The 24,740-nt window shown below is 74.0% G+C and carries 22 protein-coding genes; 11 read left to right on the forward strand and 11 right to left on the reverse strand.

The window, feature by feature from the left end; translation table 11 throughout:
• The first annotated feature begins 29 nt into the window (after positions 1-29).
• From O7604_RS10860 to O7604_RS10875, 4 genes are all read left to right on the forward strand, one after another.
• Positions 30-812 carry an MBL fold metallo-hydrolase gene (locus O7604_RS10860; RefSeq protein WP_269706974.1) on the forward strand — a complete coding sequence of 261 codons (783 nt, stop codon included), beginning with the start codon at positions 30-32 and terminating at the stop codon, positions 810-812.
• Positions 809-4,390 carry an adenylate/guanylate cyclase domain-containing protein gene (locus O7604_RS10865; protein WP_281579550.1) on the forward strand — a complete coding sequence of 1,194 codons (3,582 nt, stop codon included), beginning with the start codon at positions 809-811 and terminating at the stop codon, positions 4,388-4,390. Before O7604_RS10860 ends, O7604_RS10865 begins: the two co-directional genes overlap by 4 nt.
• A 135-nt stretch (positions 4,391-4,525) precedes the next feature.
• On the forward strand, positions 4,526-4,984 hold the full coding sequence (locus tag O7604_RS10870; protein WP_281579551.1) for a hypothetical protein: 459 nt from the start codon (positions 4,526-4,528) through the stop codon (positions 4,982-4,984).
• 30 nt (positions 4,985-5,014) lie between these two features.
• A complete protein-coding gene (locus O7604_RS10875) occupies positions 5,015-6,490 on the forward strand; it encodes a serine/threonine-protein kinase (protein ID WP_281579552.1) in 1,476 nt (491 codons plus the stop codon).
• Here the strand turns inward: O7604_RS10875 and O7604_RS10880 are convergent.
• Positions 6,477-6,944 (reverse strand): hypothetical protein, encoded by a 468-nt coding sequence (locus O7604_RS10880; protein WP_269703614.1) that lies wholly within the window; start codon positions 6,942-6,944, stop codon positions 6,477-6,479. The genes O7604_RS10875 and O7604_RS10880 overlap by 14 nt on opposite strands.
• A gap of 255 nt (positions 6,945-7,199) precedes the next feature.
• Between O7604_RS10880 and O7604_RS10885 the strand changes: the two genes are divergently transcribed.
• Positions 7,200-7,637 carry a transporter substrate-binding domain-containing protein gene (locus O7604_RS10885; RefSeq protein ID WP_281579553.1) on the forward strand — a complete coding sequence of 146 codons (438 nt, stop codon included), beginning with the start codon at positions 7,200-7,202 and terminating at the stop codon, positions 7,635-7,637.
• 24 nt (positions 7,638-7,661) lie between these two features.
• On the opposite strand, the gene O7604_RS10890 is transcribed toward O7604_RS10885, so the two are convergent.
• From O7604_RS10890 to O7604_RS10930, 9 genes are all read right to left on the reverse strand, one after another.
• The gene (locus O7604_RS10890) at positions 7,662-8,825 is read right to left on the reverse strand and encodes an acyl-CoA dehydrogenase (protein ID WP_269703617.1); all 1,164 of its coding nucleotides are present in this window, start codon (positions 8,823-8,825) and stop codon (positions 7,662-7,664) included.
• Positions 8,822-10,837, reverse strand: coding sequence for a biotin carboxylase N-terminal domain-containing protein (locus O7604_RS10895; protein ID WP_281579554.1), 2,016 nt, complete (start codon positions 10,835-10,837; stop codon positions 8,822-8,824). Before O7604_RS10895 ends, O7604_RS10890 begins: the two co-directional genes overlap by 4 nt.
• A 14-nt stretch (positions 10,838-10,851) precedes the next feature.
• A complete protein-coding gene (locus O7604_RS10900; RefSeq protein ID WP_281579555.1) occupies positions 10,852-12,459 on the reverse strand; it encodes a carboxyl transferase domain-containing protein in 1,608 nt (535 codons plus the stop codon).
• A complete protein-coding gene (locus tag O7604_RS10905; protein WP_269703620.1) occupies positions 12,456-13,595 on the reverse strand; it encodes an acyl-CoA dehydrogenase family protein in 1,140 nt (379 codons plus the stop codon). The genes O7604_RS10900 and O7604_RS10905 overlap by 4 nt, the downstream gene beginning before the upstream one ends.
• A complete protein-coding gene (locus tag O7604_RS10910; protein ID WP_281579556.1) occupies positions 13,592-15,268 on the reverse strand; it encodes an acyclic terpene utilization AtuA family protein in 1,677 nt (558 codons plus the stop codon). Before O7604_RS10910 ends, O7604_RS10905 begins: the two co-directional genes overlap by 4 nt.
• Positions 15,265-16,062 (reverse strand): TIGR03084 family metal-binding protein, encoded by a 798-nt coding sequence (locus tag O7604_RS10915; protein ID WP_281579557.1) that lies wholly within the window; start codon positions 16,060-16,062, stop codon positions 15,265-15,267. Before O7604_RS10915 ends, O7604_RS10910 begins: the two co-directional genes overlap by 4 nt.
• Positions 16,063-16,091: 29 nt before the next feature.
• Positions 16,092-16,703 (reverse strand): TetR/AcrR family transcriptional regulator, encoded by a 612-nt coding sequence (locus tag O7604_RS10920; protein ID WP_269703623.1) that lies wholly within the window; start codon positions 16,701-16,703, stop codon positions 16,092-16,094.
• Between the two features lie 105 nt (positions 16,704-16,808).
• The gene (locus O7604_RS10925; protein ID WP_269703624.1) at positions 16,809-17,552 is read right to left on the reverse strand and encodes a metallophosphoesterase family protein; all 744 of its coding nucleotides are present in this window, start codon (positions 17,550-17,552) and stop codon (positions 16,809-16,811) included.
• A gap of 115 nt (positions 17,553-17,667) precedes the next feature.
• Positions 17,668-18,345, reverse strand: a complete 678-nt coding sequence (locus O7604_RS10930; protein WP_007466162.1) for a Crp/Fnr family transcriptional regulator — start codon at positions 18,343-18,345, stop codon at positions 17,668-17,670.
• A 219-nt stretch (positions 18,346-18,564) separates the two neighbouring features.
• On the opposite strand from O7604_RS10930, the gene O7604_RS10935 reads away from it, so the two are divergent.
• The 6 genes from O7604_RS10935 to O7604_RS10960 all read left to right on the forward strand — a co-directional run bounded on the left by O7604_RS10935 (position 18,565) and on the right by O7604_RS10960 (position 23,990).
• A complete protein-coding gene (locus O7604_RS10935) occupies positions 18,565-19,284 on the forward strand; it encodes an adenosylcobinamide amidohydrolase (protein ID WP_269703625.1) in 720 nt (239 codons plus the stop codon).
• A gap of 106 nt (positions 19,285-19,390) precedes the next feature.
• The gene (locus O7604_RS10940; protein WP_269703626.1) at positions 19,391-20,602 is read left to right on the forward strand and encodes a CapA family protein; all 1,212 of its coding nucleotides are present in this window, start codon (positions 19,391-19,393) and stop codon (positions 20,600-20,602) included.
• Positions 20,603-20,661: 59 nt separating this feature from the next.
• Positions 20,662-21,441 carry an endonuclease III gene (nth, locus tag O7604_RS10945; protein WP_269703627.1) on the forward strand — a complete coding sequence of 260 codons (780 nt, stop codon included), beginning with the start codon at positions 20,662-20,664 and terminating at the stop codon, positions 21,439-21,441.
• Positions 21,441-22,043: a TlpA disulfide reductase family protein gene (locus O7604_RS10950; protein WP_269703628.1), complete on the forward strand. Its 603-nt coding sequence runs from the start codon at positions 21,441-21,443 to the stop codon at positions 22,041-22,043. Before nth ends, O7604_RS10950 begins: the two co-directional genes overlap by 1 nt.
• The gene (locus O7604_RS10955; RefSeq protein ID WP_269703629.1) at positions 22,040-22,735 is read left to right on the forward strand and encodes a CoA pyrophosphatase; all 696 of its coding nucleotides are present in this window, start codon (positions 22,040-22,042) and stop codon (positions 22,733-22,735) included. The genes O7604_RS10950 and O7604_RS10955 overlap by 4 nt, the downstream gene beginning before the upstream one ends.
• A gap of 76 nt (positions 22,736-22,811) precedes the next feature.
• Positions 22,812-23,990: a MarP family serine protease gene (locus O7604_RS10960; RefSeq protein ID WP_269703630.1), complete on the forward strand. Its 1,179-nt coding sequence runs from the start codon at positions 22,812-22,814 to the stop codon at positions 23,988-23,990.
• A gap of 15 nt (positions 23,991-24,005) precedes the next feature.
• Here the strand turns inward: O7604_RS10960 and O7604_RS10965 are convergent, their stop codons facing one another.
• Entirely contained in the window at positions 24,006-24,731 is a 726-nt protein-coding gene (locus tag O7604_RS10965) for a phosphatase PAP2 family protein (protein WP_269703631.1), read from the reverse strand.
• Between the last annotated feature and the right edge of the window lie 9 nt (positions 24,732-24,740).

The raw sequence follows: 24,740 nt of genomic DNA on the forward strand, positions 1-24,740 counted from the left end.
GTCGTACGATCGCAGCCATGGGTGGGCGTATGGCCGGTGCCGCGGGGGCGCTTGCGGACGAGTTGCCGGCGTGGGTGACGTTGCTTCGTGCGCCGAACCCGGGACCGATGACGCTCGACGGGACGAACACGTGGGTGCTGCGGGCCGGCCCGGACGCGCCCGCCGTCGTGGTCGACCCGGGGCCCGCCGACGAGGGGCACCTGGCCGCGATCGCGGCGCAGGGGAGCATCGGGTGCGTGCTGATCACGCACGGGCACGCCGACCACACCGAGGGCGCGCCCCGGCTGCGCGAGCTGCTCGACGGCGTACCGGTGCTCGCCGCCGACCCGGCGCACACCGCCGGAGGAGCACCGCTCACCGCCCACACCACCTTCGATGTGGGGCTCGACCTGCGGCTGCTGCCCACCCCCGGGCACACCGCCGACTCCGTCTGCCTCGTCGCCGCGCACGGCGGTGAGCGCGTCGTGCTGACCGGTGACACCATCCTCGGCCGGGGCACCACAGTGGTCGCCCACCCGGACGGGCACCTCGGCGACTACCTGTCGAGCCTGGAGCTGCTCTCCACGTACCGGGGGATCCCGGCGCTGCCGGGCCACGGCCCGGCGCTCGCCGACTGCGGCGTGGCGGCCGACTTCTACCTGGCCCACCGGCGGGCCCGGCTGGACCAGGTGCGCGCCGCCGTCGCCGCGGGCGCCACCACCGCCGCCGAGGTGGTCGCCGTGGTCTACGCAGACGTCGACAGGTCGCTGTGGTGGGCCGCCGAGTGGTCGGTCCGGGCCCAGCTCGAACACCTCGGAGTGGAGCAGCCGTGACCTGCCCGGTGTGCGGAACCGTAGCCGTGCCCGGGGCGCGGTTCTGCCACAACTGCGGGGCGGCGCTGCCGGCTGCCGCCACGCTGCCCGCCGCCGAGCGCCGCGTGGTGACTGTGCTCTTCGGCGACCTGTCCGACTTCACCTCCTGGTCGGAGGACCTGGACCCGGAACGGGTCGGCGCGGTCACCGACCGGGTGCTCGCCGCCCTCGCGGGCGCGGTCAAGACGTTCGGCGGGCATGTCGACAAGCTCACCGGCGACGGGATCATGGCGGTCTTCGGCGCGCCCGTGGCGCACGAGGACGACGCCGAGCGGGCGGTCCGCGCCGCGCTGTCCATGCAGCGCGCGGTGCGGCGGGTGCTCGACGACGAGCGCGGCGGCGGCGCGCCGCTGGGCCTGCGCGTCGGCCTCAACACCGGCGACGTGATCGCCGGCATCCAGGCGGCGATCGAGTACACGGTCATCGGCGACACGGTGAACACCGCCGCCCGGCTGGCCGACGCCGCCGCCGTCGGCGCGGTCTACGCCGGTGCGCGCACCTCCGCCGCCACGCGGCACGTCGCCTCCTGGCGGGCGCTGCGCCCGCTGCGGCTCAAGGGCAAGCGTGAGCCGGTCGAGGCGTACGAGCTGCTGGGCCTGCTCGACGCGCCCGGCACCCGGTCCGGCCTCGGCGACGAGGCGCCGTTCGTGGGCCGGGAGACCGAGATCGGCCGGGTGGCCGGCCGGCTCGCCGAGGTGATCGACAGGGGTGAGCCCCGGGTGCTGCTGATGACCGCCGAGGCGGGGATCGGCAAGTCCCGGTTCGCGGCCGAGGTGGAACGCCTCGCGGCCGGCTACGACGTCGGCGCCGGGCGGTACGCGGCGCACACCGGCGCCCGCGTGCTGTCGGTGCGCTGCGCGGCGTTCGGTGAACGCCGCCGGCTGGCCCCGCTGGCCGACCTGGTCCGGGCCGCCGTCGGCCTGCCCGGCGACGCGGCCACCGCCGTCACCCGGCCGGCCGTCGAGGAGCGGCTCCGCCGCCTCGGCCAGCGCCTGTCCCGGCTGCCCGGCGACCCGCCGCCGATCGCCGTGGACCAGCTCCTGGCCCTGCTCGGGTACGCCGAACTCCCGCCCGCCACCGAGAACGGCGAGTGGAACGCGGCCGGGCCGCCGCCGGACGACGAGGCGGTGCCGACCGCCGTGGCCGACCTGTTGAGCGCGCTCGCCGGCGAGGCGCCGCTGGTGATCGTGGTGGACGACCTGCACGACGCCACCGCCGAGACGCTCAAGGCGCTGGCGCTGACCCTCAACCGGCTCAGCGGACCGGTGCTGGTGCTGCTGCTCGGCCGCCCCGAGCTGGTACGGACCGCCGGCGCGCTGACCCGCGTCGCGGACGCCGAGGTGCACGCGCTGCCGCCGCTGCGCGGCGCGGACGCGTCCCGGCTGCTCACCAGCTACCTGTCCGGTGGCCGCATGCCCCAGGCCGACGCGGACCGGCTGCTCGCCACCGCGCAGGGCAACCCGTTCTATCTGGCCGAGCTGGTCACGCTGCTGATGGAGCGCGGGGCGCTCACCGCCGGCCCGGGCCGGGGTGCCGATGTCGGCTGGCGGCTCGCCCCCGGCTCGCTCGGCAGCCGGCTGCTCTCCCGGGACCTGGCCGCGGTGCTCGCGGCGCGTATCGACGCGCTGCCGCCCAACGCCCGCTCGGCGCTGCGTGACGCCGCGGTGGTGGGCGACACCGTGCCGGCCGGTGCGCTGGAGGCGCTGCGGGAGCAGCGGGTCGGACAGGACGGCCGGCCCGCCGCGGTGGCCGCCGTCGAGCTGGACCGGGCGGTGGAGGAACTGCTGCAACGGCGCATGCTGCACCGCACCCGCAGCGGGTTCGCCTTCGCCACCCCGCTGATGCGGGAGGCCGCGTACGCCGGGGTGAGCAAGGCCGAGCTGGCCGAGCGGCACGCGGCACTGGCCCGCTGGGCCGCGCCGGAGAGCGTCGACGACACCGGCGGCGCGCCGGGTGGCGCGTTCACCGAGGCCGCCCGGGACGACTTCGTCGCCGAGCACGTGGAGCGGGCCACCGCGCTCGCCGACGCGGTCAAGCTGCGCCCGGACGCGCCGGCCCGGGCGGTCACCCCGCTGGGCGTGGCCGCGCTGGGCCGGGCCGCCCGCCGGTCGCTGCGGTCGGGGGAGCCGGCGCTGGCGGTCGAGTACGCCGAACGCGCGGCCGAGCTGGCCCGCGACGGGGTGCCACCGGCCGACCGGGTGGTGCACGCGCGGGCGCTGCTCCAGATCGGCCGCCCGGCCGACGCGCTGGCGTTCGCCGAGAAGATCGCCGCGAACACCGGCGACCCGGCCACCCGGACCGCCGCACTGCTGCTCGCCGGGCAGGCCCAGCAGACACTCGGTGACGGCGAGCGGGCCGAGTGCAACTGGCAGGAGGCGTTGCAGGTGGCCACCGACGCCGACCTGCCCACGCTGCGGGCCTCGGCGATGCGGCGGCTCGGCATGGCCGACTTCATCGCCGGCCGGCTCGGGCAGGCGAGCAGCCGGCTGGCCGCGTCCTATCAGGTCAGTCTCGCCGCCCGGGATCCGCGCGGGCAGGCGTGGTCGTTGCAGAACCTGGCCTGGGTGACCACCACCCGGGGTGACTTCGCCGGGACCGACGCGGTGCTCGGCCGGGCCGCCCGGCTGTTCGCCGAGCTGAAGGACCCGTACGGGCGGGCCTGGCTGCGCGGCACCACCGCGTTCGCCCGGCTGCTGGCCGGTCGGCTGCGCGAGGCGTGCCGGATGGCCCGGGTGTTCCTGCCGTTCGGGGAGCGGGTCGGCGAGGCGTGGGCGGTGGGGACACTGCGCGCGGTCGAGGCGTACGCCACCGCCGAGCTGGGCGACCTGGCCGAGGCGGACCGGGCCGCGCGGCGCGCGTACCGGGACTTCGCCGAGGTGGGCGACGACTGGGGGCAGGGCTTCGCGCTCGTGGTGCGCGGGGTGGTGGCGCGCGGGCTGGGCGAGCCGGAACACGCGGCCGACCTGTTCACCGAGGCGCTCGAATACGCCGACCGGACCACCCACCCGCTGCTCACCGGCATGGCCGGCACGCTGCGCGGATTCGTGGCGCTGGACATGGGCGACCACGAGACCGCCGAGCGGGAGGCACGGTCGGTGCTGACCCGGGTCGAGCCGCACAACCCGCAGGCGCCGGCCCAGGTCGCGCCGCGGGTGCTGCTCGCCATGGCCCGTCTCGCCGCCGGTGACCCGGGCACCGCCGTGGGGCTGCTCGCCCCGGTGGCGACCGGCGCGGCGAACGCGCCCTCGCTGCTGTTCTCCCGGCGGCAGACGATGGCCCGGTACGCGGCCGCGCTGCTCGCCCACGGCCAGCGCGAGCAGGCGCTCGACTGGGCGCAGCGGTCGATCACCGCGCCGGCTGAGGACGTACGCAGCCAGGTGGTGGCGCTGCTGGTGCTGGCCGAGGCGCTCGACGCGTGCGGGCGCCGGGCCGAGGCGCTGACGCACGCGGAGGAGGCGGTACGCCTCGCGTACGCCACCGAGCAGCGCAGTGAGCGGATCGTCGCGGACGCGTTGCGGGTGCGCCTCTCCGGCGGCTGATCGCCGCTTGTTCTGCCGGTTCCGGGGATGTGTTAGTCGGTGGAGCCGGTTAGCGTGGTGCGGCGACAGTCGTGGGTCGACTGTCGTCTCCCGGTGCGCGCCTGCGTGACCGGCGGACCACGCTGGGGAGGGACGATGAGGCTGCCGCGCTCGGGCGCCGGCTGGACGATCGCGGTCTTCGGGCTCCTCGCGCTGCTGCTCGGCGCGCTCGGTCTGATCTGGCCGGAGACGCAGCTGCGCCTGCTCGGCTTCGAGGTGCCGGCCGAGCGCGCTCCGGGCGACTACACCGGCACGTTCCTCACCGCGTCCTCGATGGCCTCGTTCAACATGGGGGTCTACTACCTGCTCGCCGTCGCCACCGAGTGGCGGCCGTTCTACCGGTTCACCGTCTGGTTCCGCCTGGTCACCTTCACGGTGTTCACCATCGCGGTGCTCTCCGACGTCGCGCCGGACCGCTTCTTCGCGGTCGCCGCGTGGGAAGGGCTGGGCGCTGTTGCGACGGCCGTCGGCCTGTGGTGGGACGCCCGCCGGGCGGGGGTCGCCACTGACGACTCCGCCCCGGAACCGGTGCCGGCCGCTGACGCGGCGCGCTGACGGGTCCGGATCGTTGGGTATTTTCGAGTCGTGACCGAGATCCCGCCCGGCGCCCTGCGGCTGCCCATCGTGCCCGGTCTGACCGATCTGCAGGTGTTCGCCCGGGGCGGCTACGCCACCATCTACCGGGCCACGCAGATCTCGGTGGGACGCGAGGTCGCGGTCAAGATCGAGAACCGTACGCTCGACAGTGAGCGCGACCAGGCCCGCTTCCTGCGTGAGGCCCGTGCCGCCGGGCGGATGTCGTCGCACCCGCACGTGGTGGACCTGTTCGACGTCGGGGTCACCGTCGACCAGCACCCCTACCTCATCATGGAACTGTGCGACGGCTCGTACGCCGAGCGGATGCGCACCTCGCCGCTGGGCGCGGCCGAGACCCGCGACCTCGGCGTGAAGATCGCCGACGCGCTGGCCCACTCGCATGCGGCAGGCGTCCTGCACCGCGATGTCAAGCCGGCGAACATCCTGCACTCGGAGTTCAACTCGGCGGTCCTGGCCGACTTCGGCCTGGCGGTGCTCGCCGAGTTCCGCGACTCCTCGGTCATGCTGGAGGCGCTCACCCCGGCGTACGCGCCGCCGGAGACGTTCAACCACAGCCCGCCCACGCCCGCCGTCGACGTCTACTCGCTGTGCGCCACCCTCTACGCGGTGACGTACGGCCGCCCGCCGCGCTGGCAGTCCGAGCGCAACCCGAGCCTGGTCACCGTGCTGGAGATGTTCCAGCAGCCGATCCCGGGCCTGCCCGGCGTGCCCGGTGAGCTGATCGACGTACTCCGGTTGGGTATGTCGAACGACCCGGGCGCGCGGCCCTCCGCGGTCGAGCTGCGCGGCCTGCTCGCCTCGCTGCCGCTGGACGGCGCCCCGGCGACCGGCGGGCCGTACGACGGTGCCGGCAGCGACCGGTTCCACCGCACCGGCGGGCCGAACCCGCGACCGCCCGCCGACGACGACCACCCGACGGTGGCCTCGCGTGGCCGGCGCTGGCCCAGGCGTTGGTTCCTCGGTGGCGCCGGCGTGCTCGCGCTCGCCGCCTCGGCCGGCGGCGGCTGGGTGGCCGCCGGGCACGCGCCGGCCGCCGCGCCGACGCCGACGCCCAGCGGCGTGGCCGGGGTGGCGCCGGTGCCCGGCTGCGCGTCAGCCGACGTGCGGCTGCCCGCCGGGGCCCGCTGCGCGACGGAGCTGGAGTGCTTCGGTCCGGTACGGCTGCGCCGCGACCGGGCCGAGGCGAGCCGGGTGCCGTGCGACGGCCAGCACACCTGGGAGACCTACGCCGCCGGTGACCTGCCGGACGGTCTCGCCGGTGCCCGGCACGAGACGGTGGCGGCCGACCCGGCCGTCGCGCGGGTCTGCAACGTCGACACGTTCCGGCTGGTCAGCAGGGGCAAGTCGGCGACCGGGTGGAACCTGGAGGTGTTGCCGCCGGAGGCCGAGGCGGACCGCACCTACCGCTGTCTGGCCGGCCGTGGCGTGAACGCGCTGGCCGGTCCGACGCTCACCGGTCGCTGAGCCCGTTCACGGTCCGGCTCTGCCGGACCGACCGCGGGTCGAGCGTCTCCAGCGTGTCGGCGTCCACCGCTGTGGTCGCCCGCATGCCGCGTACGACCCGGGGGTCGAGCGTCTCCAGCGTGTCCGCGTCGATCGGCTGGCCCGCCGGGGTGCGCAGGTTCCGCACCGCACGCGGGTCGATCGCCTCCAGCGTGTCGGCGTCCACGCCGTACCCCTGGTGGGGGACGACCGGCCAGTTGTCGGTCTGCGGGGCGGATCCGCCGGTGGCGCCGGGCTGGCGGGCGGCGGTGATCGTCACTCCGGTGATCATGGCGAGCAGGACGCAGACCAGGGCCAGCACGACCGACAGGATGCCGGGCGGACGCCACACGGCGAGGGACACCACCGCCGCCACCGTCGCCATGCACGCGACGACGGCCTTCGCCCGCGCATCGGGCTTCGGGAACGATCTCACCCGACAAGCATGGCCCAGCGCGTCCACCTGTCAACCGGCGGGATGAGACGGCTTCCCGTCAGCGACGCTCCACTGTCGAGAAAGCACCGTGACCACGCCTGGTCGTTTGCCGTATCGATCCACATTTGGGGGCCGCGACCGTGAGCGTCGATCCCTGCCGGCTGCCTCGATGGCGACGCCGCAAGGGTCATAGCCGACTGTGTGTCTGCCGCTACCCTGGGTGCTCAGTCGCCGCGTAGTGAGCGAGGTAGCCCGATGCCCGAGGTTTCTGCCCGCCACCGCTTCCGTACCCTCGCCACCACCCTGGCGGTGGCGCTGACCCTGACGCTGGCCGCCGCGGCCGGCTGCGACAACCGCCGGGAGCCGCCACTGCCGTCGGTGCTCGACAAGCTGCGCGAGTCGCACATCGACGGCCAGGCGAAGATCAAGATAGGGGTCGCCACCACCGAGCCCCTGATGGGTGAGCTGCGCAACGGCGCGCACGTCGGCTTCGACGTCGAGATCGCCCGCTACATCGCCGCGTCGCTCGGCTTCGAGGGCGACCAGCGGATCGAATGGGTGTCGCTGGCCACCGAGGACCGCATTCCCGCCCTCCAGGGCGGCACCGTCGACCTGGTGGTGTTGAGCTTCTCCATGACCGACTGCCCCGGCGGCAGCTGCGGGCGAGGGTGGGTGGAACATCGACACCTATGACGTTCCACCCACCGCAGCCGTTCGTCAGTAGGACTTGTCCTGGCCGAGGACGTGCTGAGCGACGAAGTTGAGGATCATCTCCCGGCTGACCGGGGCGATCCGTCCGGCGCGTACCGCGCCGAGCAGCGTCGACACGCCGTACTCGGTGGTCATGCCGGCCCCGCCGAGCGCCTGGACGGCCGTGTCGACGGCGAGCGCGGCGGCCTCGCCGGCCGCGTACTTGGCCATGTTGCCGGAGATGCCGGCCTCCAGGTCGCGGCCCGCGTCGTAGAGCGTCGCCGCCTTGTGGATCATCAGCCGGGCCAGCTCGACCTGCACTGCCGCGTGCGCCAGCGGGTGCGACACCCCCTGGTGCGAGCCGATCGAGCGCCCGCCCCACACCTTGCGGGTGGACGTGTAGTCGCTGGCCCTCTCGATCGCGTACCGGCCGGTGCCGGCGCCCATCGCGGCCACCGTGATGCGCTCCGGGTTGAGCCCGGCGAACAGCGCGGGCAGCCCGGCGTCGAGCGACTCGCCGACGAGCGCGTCGGCGGGCAGCCGGACGTCGTCGAGGAAGAGCAGGAACTGGTTCTCCGGCGACAGGATCTCCATGTCCAGCTTGGACTTCTCCAGGCCGGGCGCGTCGGTCGGCACGATGAACAGCGCCGGCTTCAACTTCCCGGTGGACGCGTCCTCGGTACGAGCGACCACGAGCACGTGCCCGGCCTCGTCCACCCCGGAGATGTAGATCTTCCGGCCGCTGAGCAGCCAGTCGTCGCCGTCGCGGCGGGCCACCGTGGCGAGGCGGTGGAAGTTCGAGCCGGCATCCGGCTCGGTGATCGCGAAGACGATCTTCTGGGAGCCGTCGGCGAGGCCGGGGAGGTGCTTCTTGCGCTGCTCCTCCGTACCGTGCTTGTGGATGATCGTGGCGGCGATGGCGGGGGAGACCACCAGGAGCAGCAGCGGGCAGCCCGTCGCGGCCAGTTCCTCGCACACCAGCGCCAGCTCGGTGATGCCGCCGCCCCCGCCGCCGTACTCGGTGGGGATGTTCACGCCCAGGTAGCCCAGCCGGCCGGCCTCGTGCCACAGCTCGTCGGTGTGCCCGCCGGACTTGGCCTTCTCGACGAAGTAGGAGTGGCCGTACTTGCGGCCCAACGCCCGGACGGCGTCGCGGAGCTGGTCCTGCTCGGGGGTCAGGTCGAAGTTCACTGCGGGTCCTCCTCGGGGTCCACCACGGCAAGTACGGCACCCGTCTCGACCTGGCCGCCTGCCGGAACCGGCAGTTCCGTCACCACGCCGTCGGCGGGGGCGAGCACGGGATGTTCGAGCTTCATCGCTTCCAGCGTCAGCAGCAGGTCACCGGCGGCGACCCGCTGACCGACCTCGACGTGCACCCGGGTCACCGCGCCGGGCAGCGGCGCGAGCAGCGACCCGGCCGCCAGCTCCGCGGTGGGCAGGGGCAGGCGGGGCAGCTCGGTGAGGCTCGCCGCCCCGTCCGGGCCGTCCACGAAGACCGACGACCCCGCCCGGTGTACGCGGAAGGCCCGCCGTACCCCGTCGACGTCGAGCACCACCCGGTCCGGGGTGGCAGTCACGAGCTCGACCACCGGCAGGGCGCTGTTAACAGGGGGCCCTTCCTCTACCGAATCCGTTAAGAGGGGGCCCTTCCTTCCCCACTCGGCGAGGGCGCCGGTGCGGTCCAGGCGGTACTGGACCTCGATCTCCTCGTCACCCGGGCCGGTGAAGCGGGTGACCTGCGGGACGGACGGCACGTTGCGCCAGCCCGACGGCAGCCCGGCCAGCACCGGGGCGGCGGCCCGGCGCGCGGCGGCACCGGCCAGCGCGGCGGCCAGTGCCGCCACCGGAAGCTGCTCGGCCGGCAGCAGCGGCTCGAACACCTCCGGGTGCCGGTCCAGGAAGCCGGTGTCCACGTCCACGGCGGCGAACTCCGGGCTGCGCAGTACGCGGACCAGCAGGTCCCGGTTGGTGGCCACACCGTGCAGTTCGGCGCGGGCCAGCGCGCCGGCCAGGGCGCGGGCCGCCTCGGTGCGGGTGGGCGCCCAGGCGACGAGCTTCGCCAGCATCGAGTCGTAGTGCACGCTCACCGTCGAGCCGTCCACCACGCCCGAGTCCAGGCGCAGACCACGGGCCGGACCGAACTCGGCGGCGACCCCGGGGATCGCGAACCGGTGCAGCGTGCCGGTGGCCGGACGGAAACCCTGGGCCGGGTCCTCGGCGCACAGCCGTACCTCGATGGCGTGGCCGTCGGCCGGCGGCGTGGAGGTGACCGGCAGCGGCTCGCCCTCGGCGACGAGCAGTTGCAGCCGCACCAGGTCCAGCCCGGTGGTCAGCTCGGTGACCGGGTGCTCCACCTGGAGGCGGGTGTTCATCTCCAGGAAGTGCACCTGACCGTCCGGCGCGAGCAGGAACTCCACGGTGCCCGCGCCGACGTAGTCGACAGCCCGACCGGCCGCCACCGCCGCCTCGTGCAGCGCCGCGCGCACGTCGTCGGGCAGCACACCGGGTGCCTCCTCGACGATCTTCTGGTGCCGGCGCTGGATCGAGCAGTCGCGTACTCCGAGCGCCACGACCGTGCCGTGGGTGTCGCCGAAGATCTGCACCTCGACGTGGCGGCCGCGTTCCACGTACCGCTCGATGAAGACGGTGCCGTCGCCGAACGCCGCCGCCGCCTCGCGGCGCGCGCCAGCGACGGCCTCGGCCAGCCCGTCGGCGTCGCGGACGATCCGCATGCCCCGGCCGCCGCCGCCCGCCGAGGCCTTGACCAGCACCGGGAAGGCGGTCACCTCGGCCGGGTCGGTCCAGGTGGGCAGCATCGGCACGCCCGCGTCGGCGAGCAGCGCCTTGGCGGCCATCTTGTCGCCCATCGCGGCGATCGCCTTGGCCGACGGACCGACCCAGGTCAGGCCCGCGTCGGTCACCGCCGCCGCGAACTCCGCGTTCTCGGCCAGGAACCCGTAACCGGGGTGGACGGCGTCGGCGCCGGAACGCCGGGCCGCGTCCAGGACGGCGCCGATGCGCAGGTACGTCTCGGCCGGCGTGTTACCCGGCAGCCGTACGGCCTGGTCGGCGTCGGCGACGAACGGCGCGTCGGCGTCCGCGTCGGAGTGCACGGCGACGGTGGCCACGCCGAGGGTGCGGCAGGTGGCGAAGACCCGGCGGGCGATTTCGCCCCGGTTCGCAACCAGAAGCTTGGTGATCATTTTGAGCACGCCCCCTACATCCGGAAGACGCCGAAACCGTCGGCGCCCTTCACCGGTCCGTTGTGGATCGCCGACAGGCACAGCCCGAGGACGGTACGGGTGTCCCGGGGGTCGATCACCCCGTCGTCGTAGAGCCGCCCGGACAGGAACAGCGCTCCGGACTGCGACTCGATCTGCTGCTCGACCATCATCCGCATGGCGGCGTCGGTGTCCTCGTCGTACTCGCGTCCCCGCGCGGCGGCGGCCTGCCGGGCCACGATGGACAGCACCCCGGCGAGCTGCGCCGGGCCCATCACCGCCGACTTCGCGTTCGGCCAGGTGAACAGGAACCGGGGCTCGTACGCCCGGCCGCACATGCCGTAGTTGCCGGCGCCGTAGGAGGCGCCCAGATTGACGGTCAGGTGCGGCACCTTCGAGTTCGACACCGCGTTGATCATGAAGGCGCCGTGCTTGATGATGCCGCGCTGCTCGTACTCGGTGCCGACCATGTAGCCGGTGGTGTTCTGCAGGAAGACCAGCGGTGTGTCCGCCGCGTTGGCGAGCTGGATGAACTGGGCCGCCTTCTGCGCCTCCTCGCTGAACAGCACGCCCCGGGCGTTCGCCAGCACGCCGACCGGGTAGCCGTGCAGCTCACCCCAGCCGGTCACCAGCGCGGTGCCGTAGCCGGGCTTGAACTCGTCGAACGCGCTGTCGTCGAGCACCCGGGCCAGCACCTCGCGCGGGTCGAACGGCACCTTCAGGTCGGCGCTGGCGATGCCGAGCAGCTCCTCCGGGTCGTACCGGGGTGGCAGCGGGTGCGGGTTGCGCGGCGCCGGGCCGTGCTTGCGCCAGTTGAGCCGGCGGACGCACTGCCGGGCCAGCCGGATGCCGTCGCGTTCGTCCTCGGCGAGGAAGTCGGCCAGGCCGGACGTGGTGGCGTGCATCGCCGCGCCGCCGAGCGACTCGTCGTCGGTGACCTCGCCGGTGGCCATCTTCACCAGCGGCGGCCCGGCCAGGTAGACCTGCGACCGGTCCCGGATCATGATGGTGAAGTCCGACATGCCCGGCACGTACGCGCCACCGGCGGTGGCGTTGCCGAAGACCACGCTCACGGTCGGGATCCGCTGCGCGGACAGCCGGGTCAGGTCACGGAACACCCGGCCGCCGGGGATGAAGATCTCCGCCTGGGTGGGCAGGTCCGCGCCGGCCGACTCGACCAGGTTCACCATCGGCAGCCGGTTGGCCGCCGCGATCTCACCGGCCCGCCGGGTCTTCGCCAGCGACCACGGGTTGATCGCGCCGCCACGTACCGTCGGGTCGTTCGCCACGATCAGGCACTCGACGCCCTCGACCACGCCGATGCCGGTCACGGTGCTGGCGCCGACCGGGAAGTCGGTGCCGTACGCGGCCACCGACGACAACTCCAGGAACGGGCTGTCCGGGTCGAGCAGCAGCTCGATCCGCTCCCGGGGGAGCAGCTTGCCGCGACCGTGGTGGCGGGTCACGTACTTCTCGCCGCCACCGCCCCGGGCCTGGTCGAGCGCCTCCTCCAGCTCGGCCAGGCGTTCCAGCAGCGCCTCCCGGTTCGCGATGAAGGCGGGCGCGGACGGGTCGATGGTGCTCTGCAGGACAGTCGTGCTCATAGGCCCATGCCCTTCGCGATGATCTCGTTCATGATCTCGGTGGTGCCGCCGCCGATGCCGAGCAGACGGGCGTCCCGGTAGTGCCGCTCCACCTCGGCGTCGCGCATGTAGCCGAAGCCGCCGTGCAGTTGCAGCGCCGCGTCGACCACCCAGTCGCAGGTGGCCACCGCGACGTTCTTCGCCATCGCCACCTCGGTCACCACCGGCTGCCCGGCGGCCACCCGCTCGGCGACGTCGTGCACGTACGCCCGGGCCGCGTCGGTGCGGCTGTGCATCTCGGCCAGCTTGTGCCGGACGACCTGGCGCCCGACGAGCGGACGGCCGAACGTGGAGCGGTCCCGGCACCACTGCACCGACAGGTCCACGCAGCGCTGCGCGGTCGCGTACGCCTGGGTGGCGAGCGACAGCCGCTCGTTGGCGAACTGCTGCATGATGGCGAGGAATCCGGTGTCCTCCGGGCCGACCCGGTTCGTCACCGGCACGCGCACGTCGACGAAGGACAGCTCGGCCGTGTCGGAGCAGTGCCAGCCCAGCTTCTCCAACCGCCGGCCCACCGTGAATCCGGGCGTGCCCTTGTCGATCACCAGCAGGCTCACCGAGCCCGAGCCGGGGAAGTCGGTGCAGACCGCTGTGGTGACGAAGTCGGCGCGGACCCCGCTGGTGATGTACGTCTTGGCGCCGTTGACGACGTAGTGGTCGCCGTCGCGGACCGCGCACGTGCGGATGCCCGCCACGTCCGAGCCGCCGTCCGGTTCGGTGATCGCCAGGGCGCCGATCATCGTCCCGGCCAGCGCGGGCCGGACGTACTTGTCGATCAGCCCTTCGTCCTGGGTCTCGACCATGTGCGGCAGCGCGATCCCGTGCGTGAACAACGCGGCGACCAGCCCGGACGACCCACCCGAGCGGATGATCTCCTCGGTGACCACCATCGAGTCGAGCAGGTCACCACCGCTGCCGCCGACCGACTCCGGGAAGCCGATGCCGAGCAGGCCGATCTTCGCGGCGGTCTCGTGCAGCGACCGGGGAACCTCACCCGCCCGCTCCCAGTCGGACAGGTGCGGCAGCACCTCCCGGGTGACGAACGAGCGGGTCAGCTCGCGCAGTTGCCGGCGTTCCGGCGTGTCCACGATGGTCATGCGCGTGCCTCCGTCGGTAGGTCGACCACCCGGGAGCGCAGCAACTCGCCGAGCGCCTTGGCCTGGGGGTCGAACCGGGTGGACGCGGCCACGCCCTGCCCGAGCAGCCCTCGGATCACGAAGTTGACGGCGCGCAGGTTCGGCAGCTCGTACCGCTCGACGGTGAGCGCCGCCGTCTCCGGCAGCAGCTCGGCCAGCCGCTCCACCGTCAGCCAGTCGCGCAGCCACGGCCAGGTCGCGTCGGTGCGCGCCCAGACGCCCAGGTTGGCGTCGCCGCCCTTGTCGCCGGACCGCGCGCCGACCAGCTCGCCGAGCGGCCCCCGCCGGGTTGCGGGTAAGGAAGGGCCCCCTGTTAACGCCTCGTGTTGTACCGGGGCCCCCTGCAAACCGCCCGTCACCGTCGGCGGAGGGATCGGCACCCGCTCGCCGGACGGCAGCACCGCGACGTGCTCGACCGCGTCCTGCGCGATCGTGTCGGCGGTGAACACCCCGTACGGCGTCGCGTCGCCGGGCAGCGTGGTGAGCGTGCAACCCGGGTACGAGGCCAGCGCCAGCTCCACCGCCGCCGCCGAGAACGCCCGCCCGGCCCGCGACTTGTCGCCGTCGCGCAGGTGTACGTGCAGCAGCGCGCTCGCCGCCTCGGTGTCGCCGGTGTCCGGGTGGTCGGTACGAGCCAGCGTGAACTCCAGCCCTTCCGTGCCGACCGACTCCTCGATCTGGGCGCGGACCAGTGCCGCCTTGGCCGGGATGTCCAGCCCGCACAGCACGAACGTCATCGAGTTGCGGAAGCCGCCCAGGTTGTTGACGCCCACCTTGAGCGTGTCCGGCGGCGGCGTGCCGCGTACCCCGGAGACGCGTACCCGGTCCGGGCCCTCCTGCTCCAGCCGCACCGTGTCCAGCCGGGTCACCACGTCCGGCCCGAGGTAGTCCGGCCCGCCCACCTCGTACAGCAGCTGGGCGGTGACCGTCTCCACGGTGACCGCGCCGCCGGTGCCGGGGTGCTTGGTGAGCACCGACGAGCCGTCCGGGTGCAGCTCGGCGATCGGGAAGCCGGGGCGGTGCCCGCCGTCCGGCAGTTCGGTGAAGAAGCTGAAGTTGCCGCCGGTGACCTGCGCGCCGCACTCGATCAGGTGACCGGCCACCGTCGCGCCGGCCAGCGCGTCGAGGTCGTCGCGGGTCCACCCGAAGCGGGCGATGGCCGGGCCGACCGCCAGCGAGGCGTCGGTGACCCGCCCGGTGACCACCACGTCCGCGCCCGCGTCGAGGCAGGCCGCGATGCCGAACGCACCCAGGTACGCGTTCGCGGTCAGCGCGTCCGGCCGCTGGATCGCGTCGCCCTCGACGTACCCGACCCGGACCTGGAGGCCGAGCCGGTCGCCGAGCGACCGGATCGCGTCGGCCAGCCCGGCCGGGTTGAGGCCGCCCGCGTTGGTGACGAGCGTGACGCCGCGTTCCAGCGCGGTGCCGAGCACGCCCTCCGCCTGGCGCAGGAAGGTTTTCGCGTAGCCCAGCGACGGGTCGCGCATCCGGTCCCGGCCGAGGATGAGCATGGTCAGCTCGGCCAGGTAGTCACCGGTCAGCACGTCCAGCTCGCCGCCGTCGAGCATCTCCCGCCAGGCGGCGAAGCGGTCGCCGTAGAAGCCCGACGCGTTCCCGATCCGCAGCACGCTCATGAGGGAACTCCGCTCGCGGCGGGTTCCCGCCCGTCGCCGGGCGGGCCGGCGAACGCCTGGGCCACGTCCAGCCACTCGTCGGCCACCGGTCCGGTGGCGGTCAGGGCCAGGTCCGCGCGGTGCCGCCGCTGCGTGACGAGCAGGCAGAAGTCGAGCGCCGGGCCGGTCACCCGGTCGGCCGCCTCCGCCGGCCCGAACTCCCACACGTCACCGCCCGTGGGCGCGGTCAGCTCGACCCGCACCGGCACCGTGGGCACCTCGCGGCCGTGGGCGGCGAAGCCGTGCCCGAGGGTACGGAAGCCGAGGTGCGCGATGTGCCGCAGGCGCTGCGTCGGGGCACGGCTGACGCCGAGCGCGTCTGCTACGTCCTCGCCGTGCGCCCACGTCTCCATGAGCCGGGCCGTCACCATCGACGTCGGCGACATGCTGGTGCCGTACCAGGGGATCTTCTGCCCGGCCGGGACGGCGGCGACCGCTCCGGCGAGCGCCGACCGGCCGGAACGCCAGCGGGCCAGCAGCGCGGCCGGGGGCGCGAGGAAGGACTCGGCACCGTCCTCGACCAGGCGCGACGGGTCCGGCGCGGCCATCACCGAGGCGAAGAACGCGGACTCGTCGGTGGCCGCCAGGTACGCGACGTGGTCGGTCCAGGCCAGGTGCGCGATCTGGTGTGCGACGGTCCAGCCCGGGGCTGGCGTCGGCCGCTCCCATCCTTCCGGCGGCAGGTCCGCGACGAGCGCGTCGAGCTGTTCGGACTCGGCGGCCAGATCCGCGAGCAGGGCTGTCAGGTCGACCATTGTGCCTCCGGGCGGGGGTGGGCAGGGGATCAGTGCCGCTCGCTCTCGGGGGTGAGCAGCGCGGCGAGCTGGCGTTTCCAGGTGTGCAGCAGGGCGGCGCGGCGCGGCGAGTCGTCGCTGAGCAGGTTGGCCACGCCGAGGCCGCGCAGCAGGTCGAGCGTGGCCTGCACCGACTCGCGTACGCCTGGCTTGCGCTCGTCCACACCGAGCAGTTCGACGGTGAGCCGGTGCATCTCGCGACCGATCCGCGCCTCCAGCGGCACCAGCGCGGCCCGCAGCTCGGCGTCGGTACGGGCGGCCACCCACAGCTCCAGCGCGGCCACGAACAGCGGGCCGGTGAACGAGGCGGCGAGCAGGTCGACCACCCCGTCGAGCCGCTTCGAGCCGACCGGCAGGTGCGCCGCCTCGGCGCGCAGCTCGGCCGCCCGGCGCTCGGTCAGGTGGGTGACGGCGGCGGTCACCAGCGCGGCCCGGGTGGGGTAGTGGTGCAGCTGGGCGCCCCGGGAGACGCCGGCGCGGGCGGCCACCACAGTCGTCGTGGTGCCGGACCAGCCGTGCTCCACCAGGCACTCGACAGTCGCCTCCAGCAGCCGGGCCTGGGTGGCACGGCTGCGCTCCTGCTGCGGAACCCGGCTCGACACGCAGACAGCGTGCCCCGCCCAAAACAAACAGTCAAGCCTGACTTTTTTGAAAGGAGGGGGCCCTTGTTAACGCCTGCGGTAGGGGAAGGGCCCCCTATTAACGCCTCAGCGGCCGTCGCGCGGCGCGAAGACCGTGAGCGCGTCGGCGTCGGAGTGACGGGAGCGGACGTACTCGTCGGCCCAGGCCGCCGCATCCGGGAACGTGGACTCGGCGGCGATCCGGGCGCAGGCGGCGTCCACGTCGAAGCGCGTCCGGCGCAACTGCACGCCCGGGCCGAGCAGCGCCCACCAGGCGCCCGCGCCCCCGTACGGCATGCCGACGCTGCCCGGGTTCACCACCAGGCGACGGTCGGCCAGCCGGGTGAACGGCATGTGCGTGTGCCCGCAGACCACCGTGCCCACCTCGGCCGACAGGCCGGCGAAGACCTCGGCCCAGCGGTCGAGCCGCGAGTCGACGAGCACGACCTCCTCGTCGTCGCGCGGGGTGGCGTGGCAGAACAGCACGTCGCCCAGGCCGGTGACCGGCAGCGTGACGGACGGCGGCAGCGCGGCCAGCCGGGCCACCTGGTCGTCGCGGAGCTGCCCCGCGGCCCAGTTGGAGACCTCGATCGCCGACGGCCTGCCGGCCCGCGCCTGCACCAGCTCCCGGTCGGCGTTCCCGCCGACCCAGCAGGCCCGGTCACCGAGCGCGGCCAGCCGGTCCAGCACCTCGACCGGCTGCGGACCGGCCGCCAGGTCACCGGTGAGGACGATCAGGTCGGCGGCGGCCACGTCCGGCTCGGCCAGGACCGCTTCCAGCGCGGGCAGCACACCGTGGATGTCGGAGAGGACGGCGACGCGATCGGGCATCGTCCCAGCCTGGCGACACCGGCGCGGGAGGACCAAGCGATTCTGCGGTGGGCAGAGACGGCACCGGCCCGGCTCCGCGCGGTGGCGGGCCGGGCCGGGAAGCCGGTACGGAGGATCAGACCCGCGCGCGGCGGGCCAGGCGCTCCGGGTCGAGGATGATGATGCTCTTGCCGTCCAGTCGCAGCCAGCCGCGCGAGGCGAAGTCGGCCAGCGCCTTGTTGACGGTCTCCCGGGAGGCGCCGACGAGCTGGGCGATCTCCTCCTGGGTGAGGTCGTGCGTCACGCGCAGCACGCCGCCGTCGCGGGTGCCGAACCGGCCGGCCATCTGGAGCAGGTTCTTGGCGACCCGGCCCGGTACGTCGGTGAAGATCAGGTCGGCGAGCGAGTCGTTGGTCCGGCGGAGCCGGCGGGCGAGCACCCGCAGCAGCTGCTCGGCGATCTCGGGCCGGTTGTTCAGCCACGGCCGCAACGCCTGCTTGCGCAGCCGGACCAGGCGGGTGTCGGTGACCGCGGTGGCCGTCGCCGTACGCGGACCGGGGTCGAAGAGCGACAGCTCACCGACCATGTCCGACGGGCCCATCACGGCGATCAGGTTCTGTCGGCCGTCGGCCGCGCGGCGACCCACCTTGATCTTGCCGGACAGGAGGATGTAGAGACTGTCGCCGGGCTCGCCCTCGTTGAACACGATCTCGCCCTTGCGGACCTCGATCGTCTCCATCTCCTTGGCGAGCGCCTCGGCAGCCTCCGGGTCGACACCCTGGAAGATCCCGCTGCGGGCCAGTACCTCGTCCATCGCGCACCTCCACCTGCGCGTGCCGTCCGTCGGCCGGGTCTGCCGTCCGCTGATCCCTCGCGCGCCGCCAGTCTAGGCGCACATGAGCAGGAATCAGAGGTGCACCCCTGGAATCTTGATCGTTGGGCGTAACCCGCCCGACCTGGGGAGCGGCTAAGATCCCGCCTCCGGCCCGGGCCGGCGCCACCCGTTCCCACCTGTGATCGTAGGGTGACCGGCGTGCTGTGTGAGCCGTTCCTGACCAGCCGGCCCGAATCCGGGTGGGACATCCCGCTGCTGGCCTGGCGGGCCGAGTCGCCGCTGCTCGCGGTCGGCTCCGCGCCGCTGGGCGGGGGGATCGGCGTCCGCCGGTGGGTGCTGAACGCGACGGTCCCGATGTCGTACGACCGGGACGACCCCGCCGCGCACCTGGCCGAGCTGGCGCACGGCCTCGGCCTGGACGGCCCCGGGGTCGGGCTGCTGACCGGCGTGGACGTGAGCGAGGTGGTCCGCCGTACCGACGGCGGCGTCCGGGTCTGGGCGACTGTCGGCCTGGGCACGCCGGTGTGGGCCGCCGCCCCCGAGCCGGCCGCCGCCGCACCCGCGCCGGACCCGCACGCCGCGCCCGCGCCCGCGAGCGAGCAGCCGCGGCCCGCGCAGCGCGTCGGCACCGTCAACATCGTCGCGTACGTGCCGGTGCGGCTCGGCGACGCCGCCCTGGTGAACGCCGTGGCCACCGCCACTGAGGCGAAGGCGCAGGCGATCTGGGAACTGGGACTTCCCGCCACCGGCACCCCCACCGACGCGGTGACGGTGCTCTGCCCTGCTGACGGCGATCCGGCCCCGTACGGCGGTCCCCGGTCGGCCTGGGGCGCACCGCTGGCCCGCGCCGTGCACGCTGCCGTCCGCTCCGGCGGCGCCGGGACCGTCGTGCCCTGGTCCGACCGGCGGGCGGGCTGACGTGGGCCCGTCACACGCGACACGTCGGGTTTTCCGACCGATCGGCCCTCGTCGCGGCGTTCCGGGGACGGTAGCGTCGCCGACGATGTACGCTCCCGCCCGCTCTGTGCCCCGTACCCTCCGCGCCGCCGTCGCCGGACCGCCCGCTGCCGCTCCCGGCCCGCGCCGCGCGGTGCTCGGCCGGCGCCTGGCCGCGCTCGCCGCGCTGTTCGCCGTCCTGTTCGTCGCCGGCTGCGGCGGCGACGCCGACGGGTCCGGTGGCGACCCCCGATGGCAGGCGGGACAGGGCGGTGGCGCGACCGGACCGGCCACCGGCGAGCAGCCCGCCGCGTCGGACCCGGCGAAGGAGCCGTCGATCTCGCTCACCGCGACCGGTGACGTGATCATGGGCAACGCGCCGGACCGGCTGCCCCCGAACGGCGGCAAGGGCTTCTTCGACGACGTCAAGTCGGCGCTCAAGGGCGACCTGGTGATGGGCAACCTGGAGGAGCCGCTCACCGACGACACCGGCGCCGGCAAGTGCGGCCCGCAGCCGAAGAACTGCTACCAGTTCCGGGCACCGCCCGGCTATGCCGCGCACCTGCGCTCGGCCGGGTTCCAGCTGCTCAACCAGGCCAACAACCACGGCTACGACTACGGTCGCCAGGGCTACGAGAACACCCAGTCGGCGCTGGAGGCGCACGGGCTCAAGCACACCGGCGCGCCGGGCGAGATCACCGTGGTGGACGTCAAGGGCATCAAGGTCGCCGTCGTCGGCTTCTCGTCGTACCCCTGGTCGAACAGCCTGGTCGACCTGAACGCCGCCAAGCAGGTGATCGAGATGGCCAAGGAGCAGGCCCAGATCGTGGTGGTGCAGGTGCACATGGGCGCCGAGGGGTCGGACAAGACCCGGGTGAAGCCGGGCACCGAGATGTTCTTCGGCGAGAACCGCGGCGACCCGATCCGCTTCTCCCGCACCGTCATCGACGCGGGCGCCGACCTGGTCATCGGGCACGGCCCGCACGTGTTGCGCGGGATGGAGTTCTACAAGGGGCGGCTGATCGCGTACAGCCTCGGCAACTTCGCCGGTGGCGGGAAGTCGCTGAACAGCTCGGGCCGGCTCGGCTGGGGCGGGGTGCTCAAGGTGTCGCTCACCGCAGACGGGACGTTCGTCGGCGGCACGTTCACCTCCACCGTGATGAACGGCGTGGGCCGTCCGTCGGTGGACCGGCAGAACCGCGGCCTCGGGCTGGTCCGCGAGCTGAACCGGGCCGACTTCCCGGACACCGGCGCCAAACTCGACGGGACCGGCAAGATCACCGCACCGGCGGGTGGCTGAGCGCACGGCCGCCGCGCCGAGCCGCCGGAGCGTCGGCCCCGCGACGTAGGCTGGCCGACGTGACCACGCGCTCCCCCGAGACCGACCTCGGTCGTACGCGCCGCGCCCGGCGCATCGGCCGGGTGCTGACCGAGACGCATCCTGACGCGCACTGTGAACTCGACCACTCAGGCGCGCTGGAGCTGGCGGTGGCGACGATCCTGTCCGCCCAGTGCACCGACAAGAAGGTCAACGAGGTCACGCCGAAGCTGTTCGCCCGCTACCGCTCCGCCGCCGACTACGCGGGCGCGGACCGCGCCGAGCTGGAGGAGCTGATCCGGCCCACCGGGTTCTACCGCAACAAGACCAGCTCCCTGATCAACCTCGGGCGGGCGCTCTGCGAGCGGTACGACGGCGAGGTGCCCGGCCGGCTCGACGATCTGGTGACGCTGCCGGGGATCGGCCGCAAGACCGCCAACGTCATCCTCGGCAACGCCTTCGGTGTCCCCGGCATCACCGTCGACACCCACTTCCAGCGGCTGGTGCAGCGGTGGCAGCTCACCACCGAGACCGACCCGGTGAAGATCGAGCACGCGATCGGCGCGCTCTACCCGAAGCGCGACTGGACGATGCTGTCGCACCGGGTGATCTTCCACGGCCGCCGGGTCTGCCACGCCCGCAAGCCCGCCTGCGGCGCGTGCACGTTGGCGAAGCTCTGTCCCGCGTACGGCACCGGGCCGACCGAGCCGGCCGCCGCGGCCAAGCTGCTCAAGGGCCCCCGCGCCCGTGACCTGGCGGTGGCCGTCGGCCTCGACCCCGACCTGGTGCCGCAGCAGGCCGCCGCGGCGGACGTGCCGTGATGCGCCGGTTCGCCTACCTGCTCGTCCCGCTGCTGCTGGCGGCGGCGGGCTGCACCGCCACCACCGAGGAACCGGAACGTCCGGCGCCGGCAACCCGGGCCGAGCGTCCTTCGCCGTTCGCCGACTGCGCCCCGCTGACCGTCGCGCCCGCCGCCGCGTCCCCGGCGCCCACCGGGAAGGCCGAGGGCCGGCTGCCCGATCTGACACTGAACTGCTTCACCGGTGGGGCGCCGGTGAACCTGCGCGACGTCAAGGGCCCGGCGGTGATCAACGTGTGGGCCTCCTGGTGCCCGCCGTGCCGCAAGGAGCTGCCCGCCTTCCAGCGGCTCAGCGAGCGGGCCGACGGCCGGTTCCAGGTGATCGGCGTGAACAGCCGCGACAGCCGCGGCGGCGCGCAGTCCATCGGCGAGGACTACGGCGTCGACTTCCCGATGCTGCTCGACCAGGGTGACGCGTTCCAGCGCGCGCTGGAACGCAACGCGTTCCCGCTCACCGTGCTCGTCGACGCCGACGGGCGGATCCGGCACACCGACGCGACCGGCGCGCTCGACGACGCCCGCCTCGCCGCGCTTCTCGAGCGCCACCTCGGGGTGCGGGTATGACCCGACGGCCGCCGCCGGGGTGGTTCGACCCGCTGCTGGGCCGGCTCGGCACCGCGCGGGCGGAGGACTTCACCCGCATCGTCACGCCGGAAAGCGGCGGCCGGGAGAGCGCTGTGCTGGTGCTGCTCGGCGAGGAGCCCGGCGCGGGGCCGGACGTACTCGTCCTCCAGCGCGCCGCGACGCTGCGCAACCACGCCGGTCAGCCGGCCTTCCCGGGCGGTGCGGCCGACCCGGAGGACGCCGACGCCCGCGCCACCGCGCTGCGCGAGGCGAACGAGGAGGTCGGTCTCGACCCCGGCAGCGTCACGGTGCTGGCCGAGCTGCCCCGGCTCTGGATCCCGGTCAGCGACTTCGTGGTCACCCCGGTCCTCGCCTGGTGGCACGACCCGCACCCGGTGCACCCGCGCGAGCCGGCCGAGGTCGCCCACGTGGCCCGGCTGCCGGTCACCGAGCTGGTCGACCCGGACAACCGCATGCGGGTCCGCCACCCGAGCGGCTGGATCGGCCCGGCCTTCTCGGTGCGCGGCATGCTCGTCTGGGGTTTCACCGCGGGCGTGATCGACCGGCTGCTGGAGATGGGCGGCTGGTCCCGGCCCTGGCCGCACTCGCGTGTGGTGGACCTGCCGCCGGTCGGCGCCACGCCCGCGCCGTCGGCGGGCACCGAGGCCGCCGACGAGAGCCCGGTGCGGTGATCACCCGTACGCATCCTCGGGTCACGTTCAGCGAGCGCTGAGCCGAGCACGGGCCCGGTGCCCGTACCCTTGGGGCGTGTCCGCCGTGGATCTCGTCCTTCTCCTGCTCATGCTCGTGTTCGCGATCAGCGGATACCGCCAGGGTTTCGTCATCGGGGCCCTGTCGTTCTCCGGCTTCTTCCTCGGAGCGCTGCTCGGCCTCCAGGTCGGGCCGCTGATCGCGCAGCAGTTCGCGGCGAGCGGCACACGCGTACTGATCTCCCTGGTGGCGATCTTCGGGCTGGCGGTGCTGGGGCAGGCGCTGGCCGGGTGGCTCGGCTCCAACCTGCGGGCCGCCATCACCGGTCCGGCCGGCCGGAAGATCGACGACGTCGGCGGCGCGTTCATCTCGGTCGTCGCGGTCATGCTCGTGGCGTGGCTGGTCGCCGTGCCGCTCGGCTCCTCCTCGGTGCCGTGGCTGGCGTCCTCGGTGCGCAACAGCGCGCTGCTCACCGTCGTCGACCAGGTGCTGCCGGACAAGGCGCAGGACCTGTCCACCGCGCTGCGCGACACGGTCGACACCAACGGCTTCCCGGACGTGTTCGGCGACCTCGCGCCGACCCGGGCCCGGCAGGTCGCACCGCCCGACCCGGCGCTGGCCAACTCCCAGGTGGTGCAGAACAGCAGGCGGTCGGTGGTGAAGGTGCTCGGCTCCGCGCCGAGCTGCTCGCGCCGCATCGAGGGCTCCGGCTTCGTGTACGCCGACGACCGGGTGATGACGAACGCGCACGTGGTGGCCGGCACCCGCTCGGTGGCGGTGGAGTTGCGCGGTGAGCGGTACGACGGCGAGGTCGTCGTCTACGACCCGGACCGGGATCTGGCGGTGCTCCACGTACCGGGGCTGCCCGGGCCGTCGCTGCGCTTCGCCGCCGGACCGGCCGCCACCGGCGCCGACGCGATCGTGCTCGGCTTCCCGCTCGACGGCCCGTACGACGCCCGCCCGGCCCGGATCCGGGACGTCGACCGGATCACCGGCCCGGACATCTACTCGGCCGGTGACGTCAACCGGGAGATCTACACGATCCGGGCGCTGGTACGCAGCGGCAACTCCGGCGGCCCACTGATCTCCTCGAACGGTCTGGTGCTCGGTGTGATCTTCGCGGCGGCGGCGGACGACCCGAACACCGGCTTCGCGGTGACCGCGGCCGAGGCGCGACCGGTGGCGCTGGCGGGCGCGGAGCGTACCCGGGGAGTGGCGACCGGCGACTGCACCTGAGCCGGCCGGCGGCGCTCAGCCACCCGCCGGTGCTCCCGCCGGTGCGGCCTCGTCGCCGGAGCGGGACAGCGGCAGCCGGGCTCGGCCCCACGTGAGCGTGCGGTCGAGGACCGCCCGCGCCATGATCGCCACGCAGGCGCCGCCGTTGAGGAACGAGGCGACCACGTCGCTGGGGTGGTGCATGCCCCGGTACATCCGGGTGAGCGCCACGCCGATCGGCACCAGCACCAGCAGCGTCCACCAGCCGACCTTGGCCGGGGTGCTGCGCGCCCGCAGCGCCAGCAGCACCGCGAGACCGACGTAGAGCGCGGTGGCCGCCGAGGTGTGCCCGGACGGGAAGCTGGACGTGGGCGGGGAGGCGTCCATGTGCGCGACGGCCGGGCGGTTCCGGTCGATGACCATCGTGGTGAACAGGAAGATCAGCGCCTGCGCGGTCACCGCCGCGCACAGGAACAGCGGCTCCCGCCAGCGGTGCAGCACCAGCCGCAGCACCAGCGCCGCCAGCACCGTCACCACGACGATCATCTGGGTGCTGGCGAGCGTGCTGAACACCAGCGAGACGTCGTTCCAGCCCGGCGTCCGGTCACCGGCCAGCTCCCGGTTGACCGTGTCCTCCACGGTGAACGGCCAGGTGCGGGCCAGCACCCGCGTCACCAGCAGGCCCAGGCCCACCATCAGTGCGAAGAGCACGGCCAGCGGCAGCAGGACACGCCGGGTGACTCGGATCACGACATCGGACATGAGCTCGCC

The sequence above is a fragment of the Micromonospora sp. WMMA1947 genome, assembly GCF_027497355.1.
Lineage (GTDB): Bacteria > Actinomycetota > Actinomycetes > Mycobacteriales > Micromonosporaceae > Micromonospora.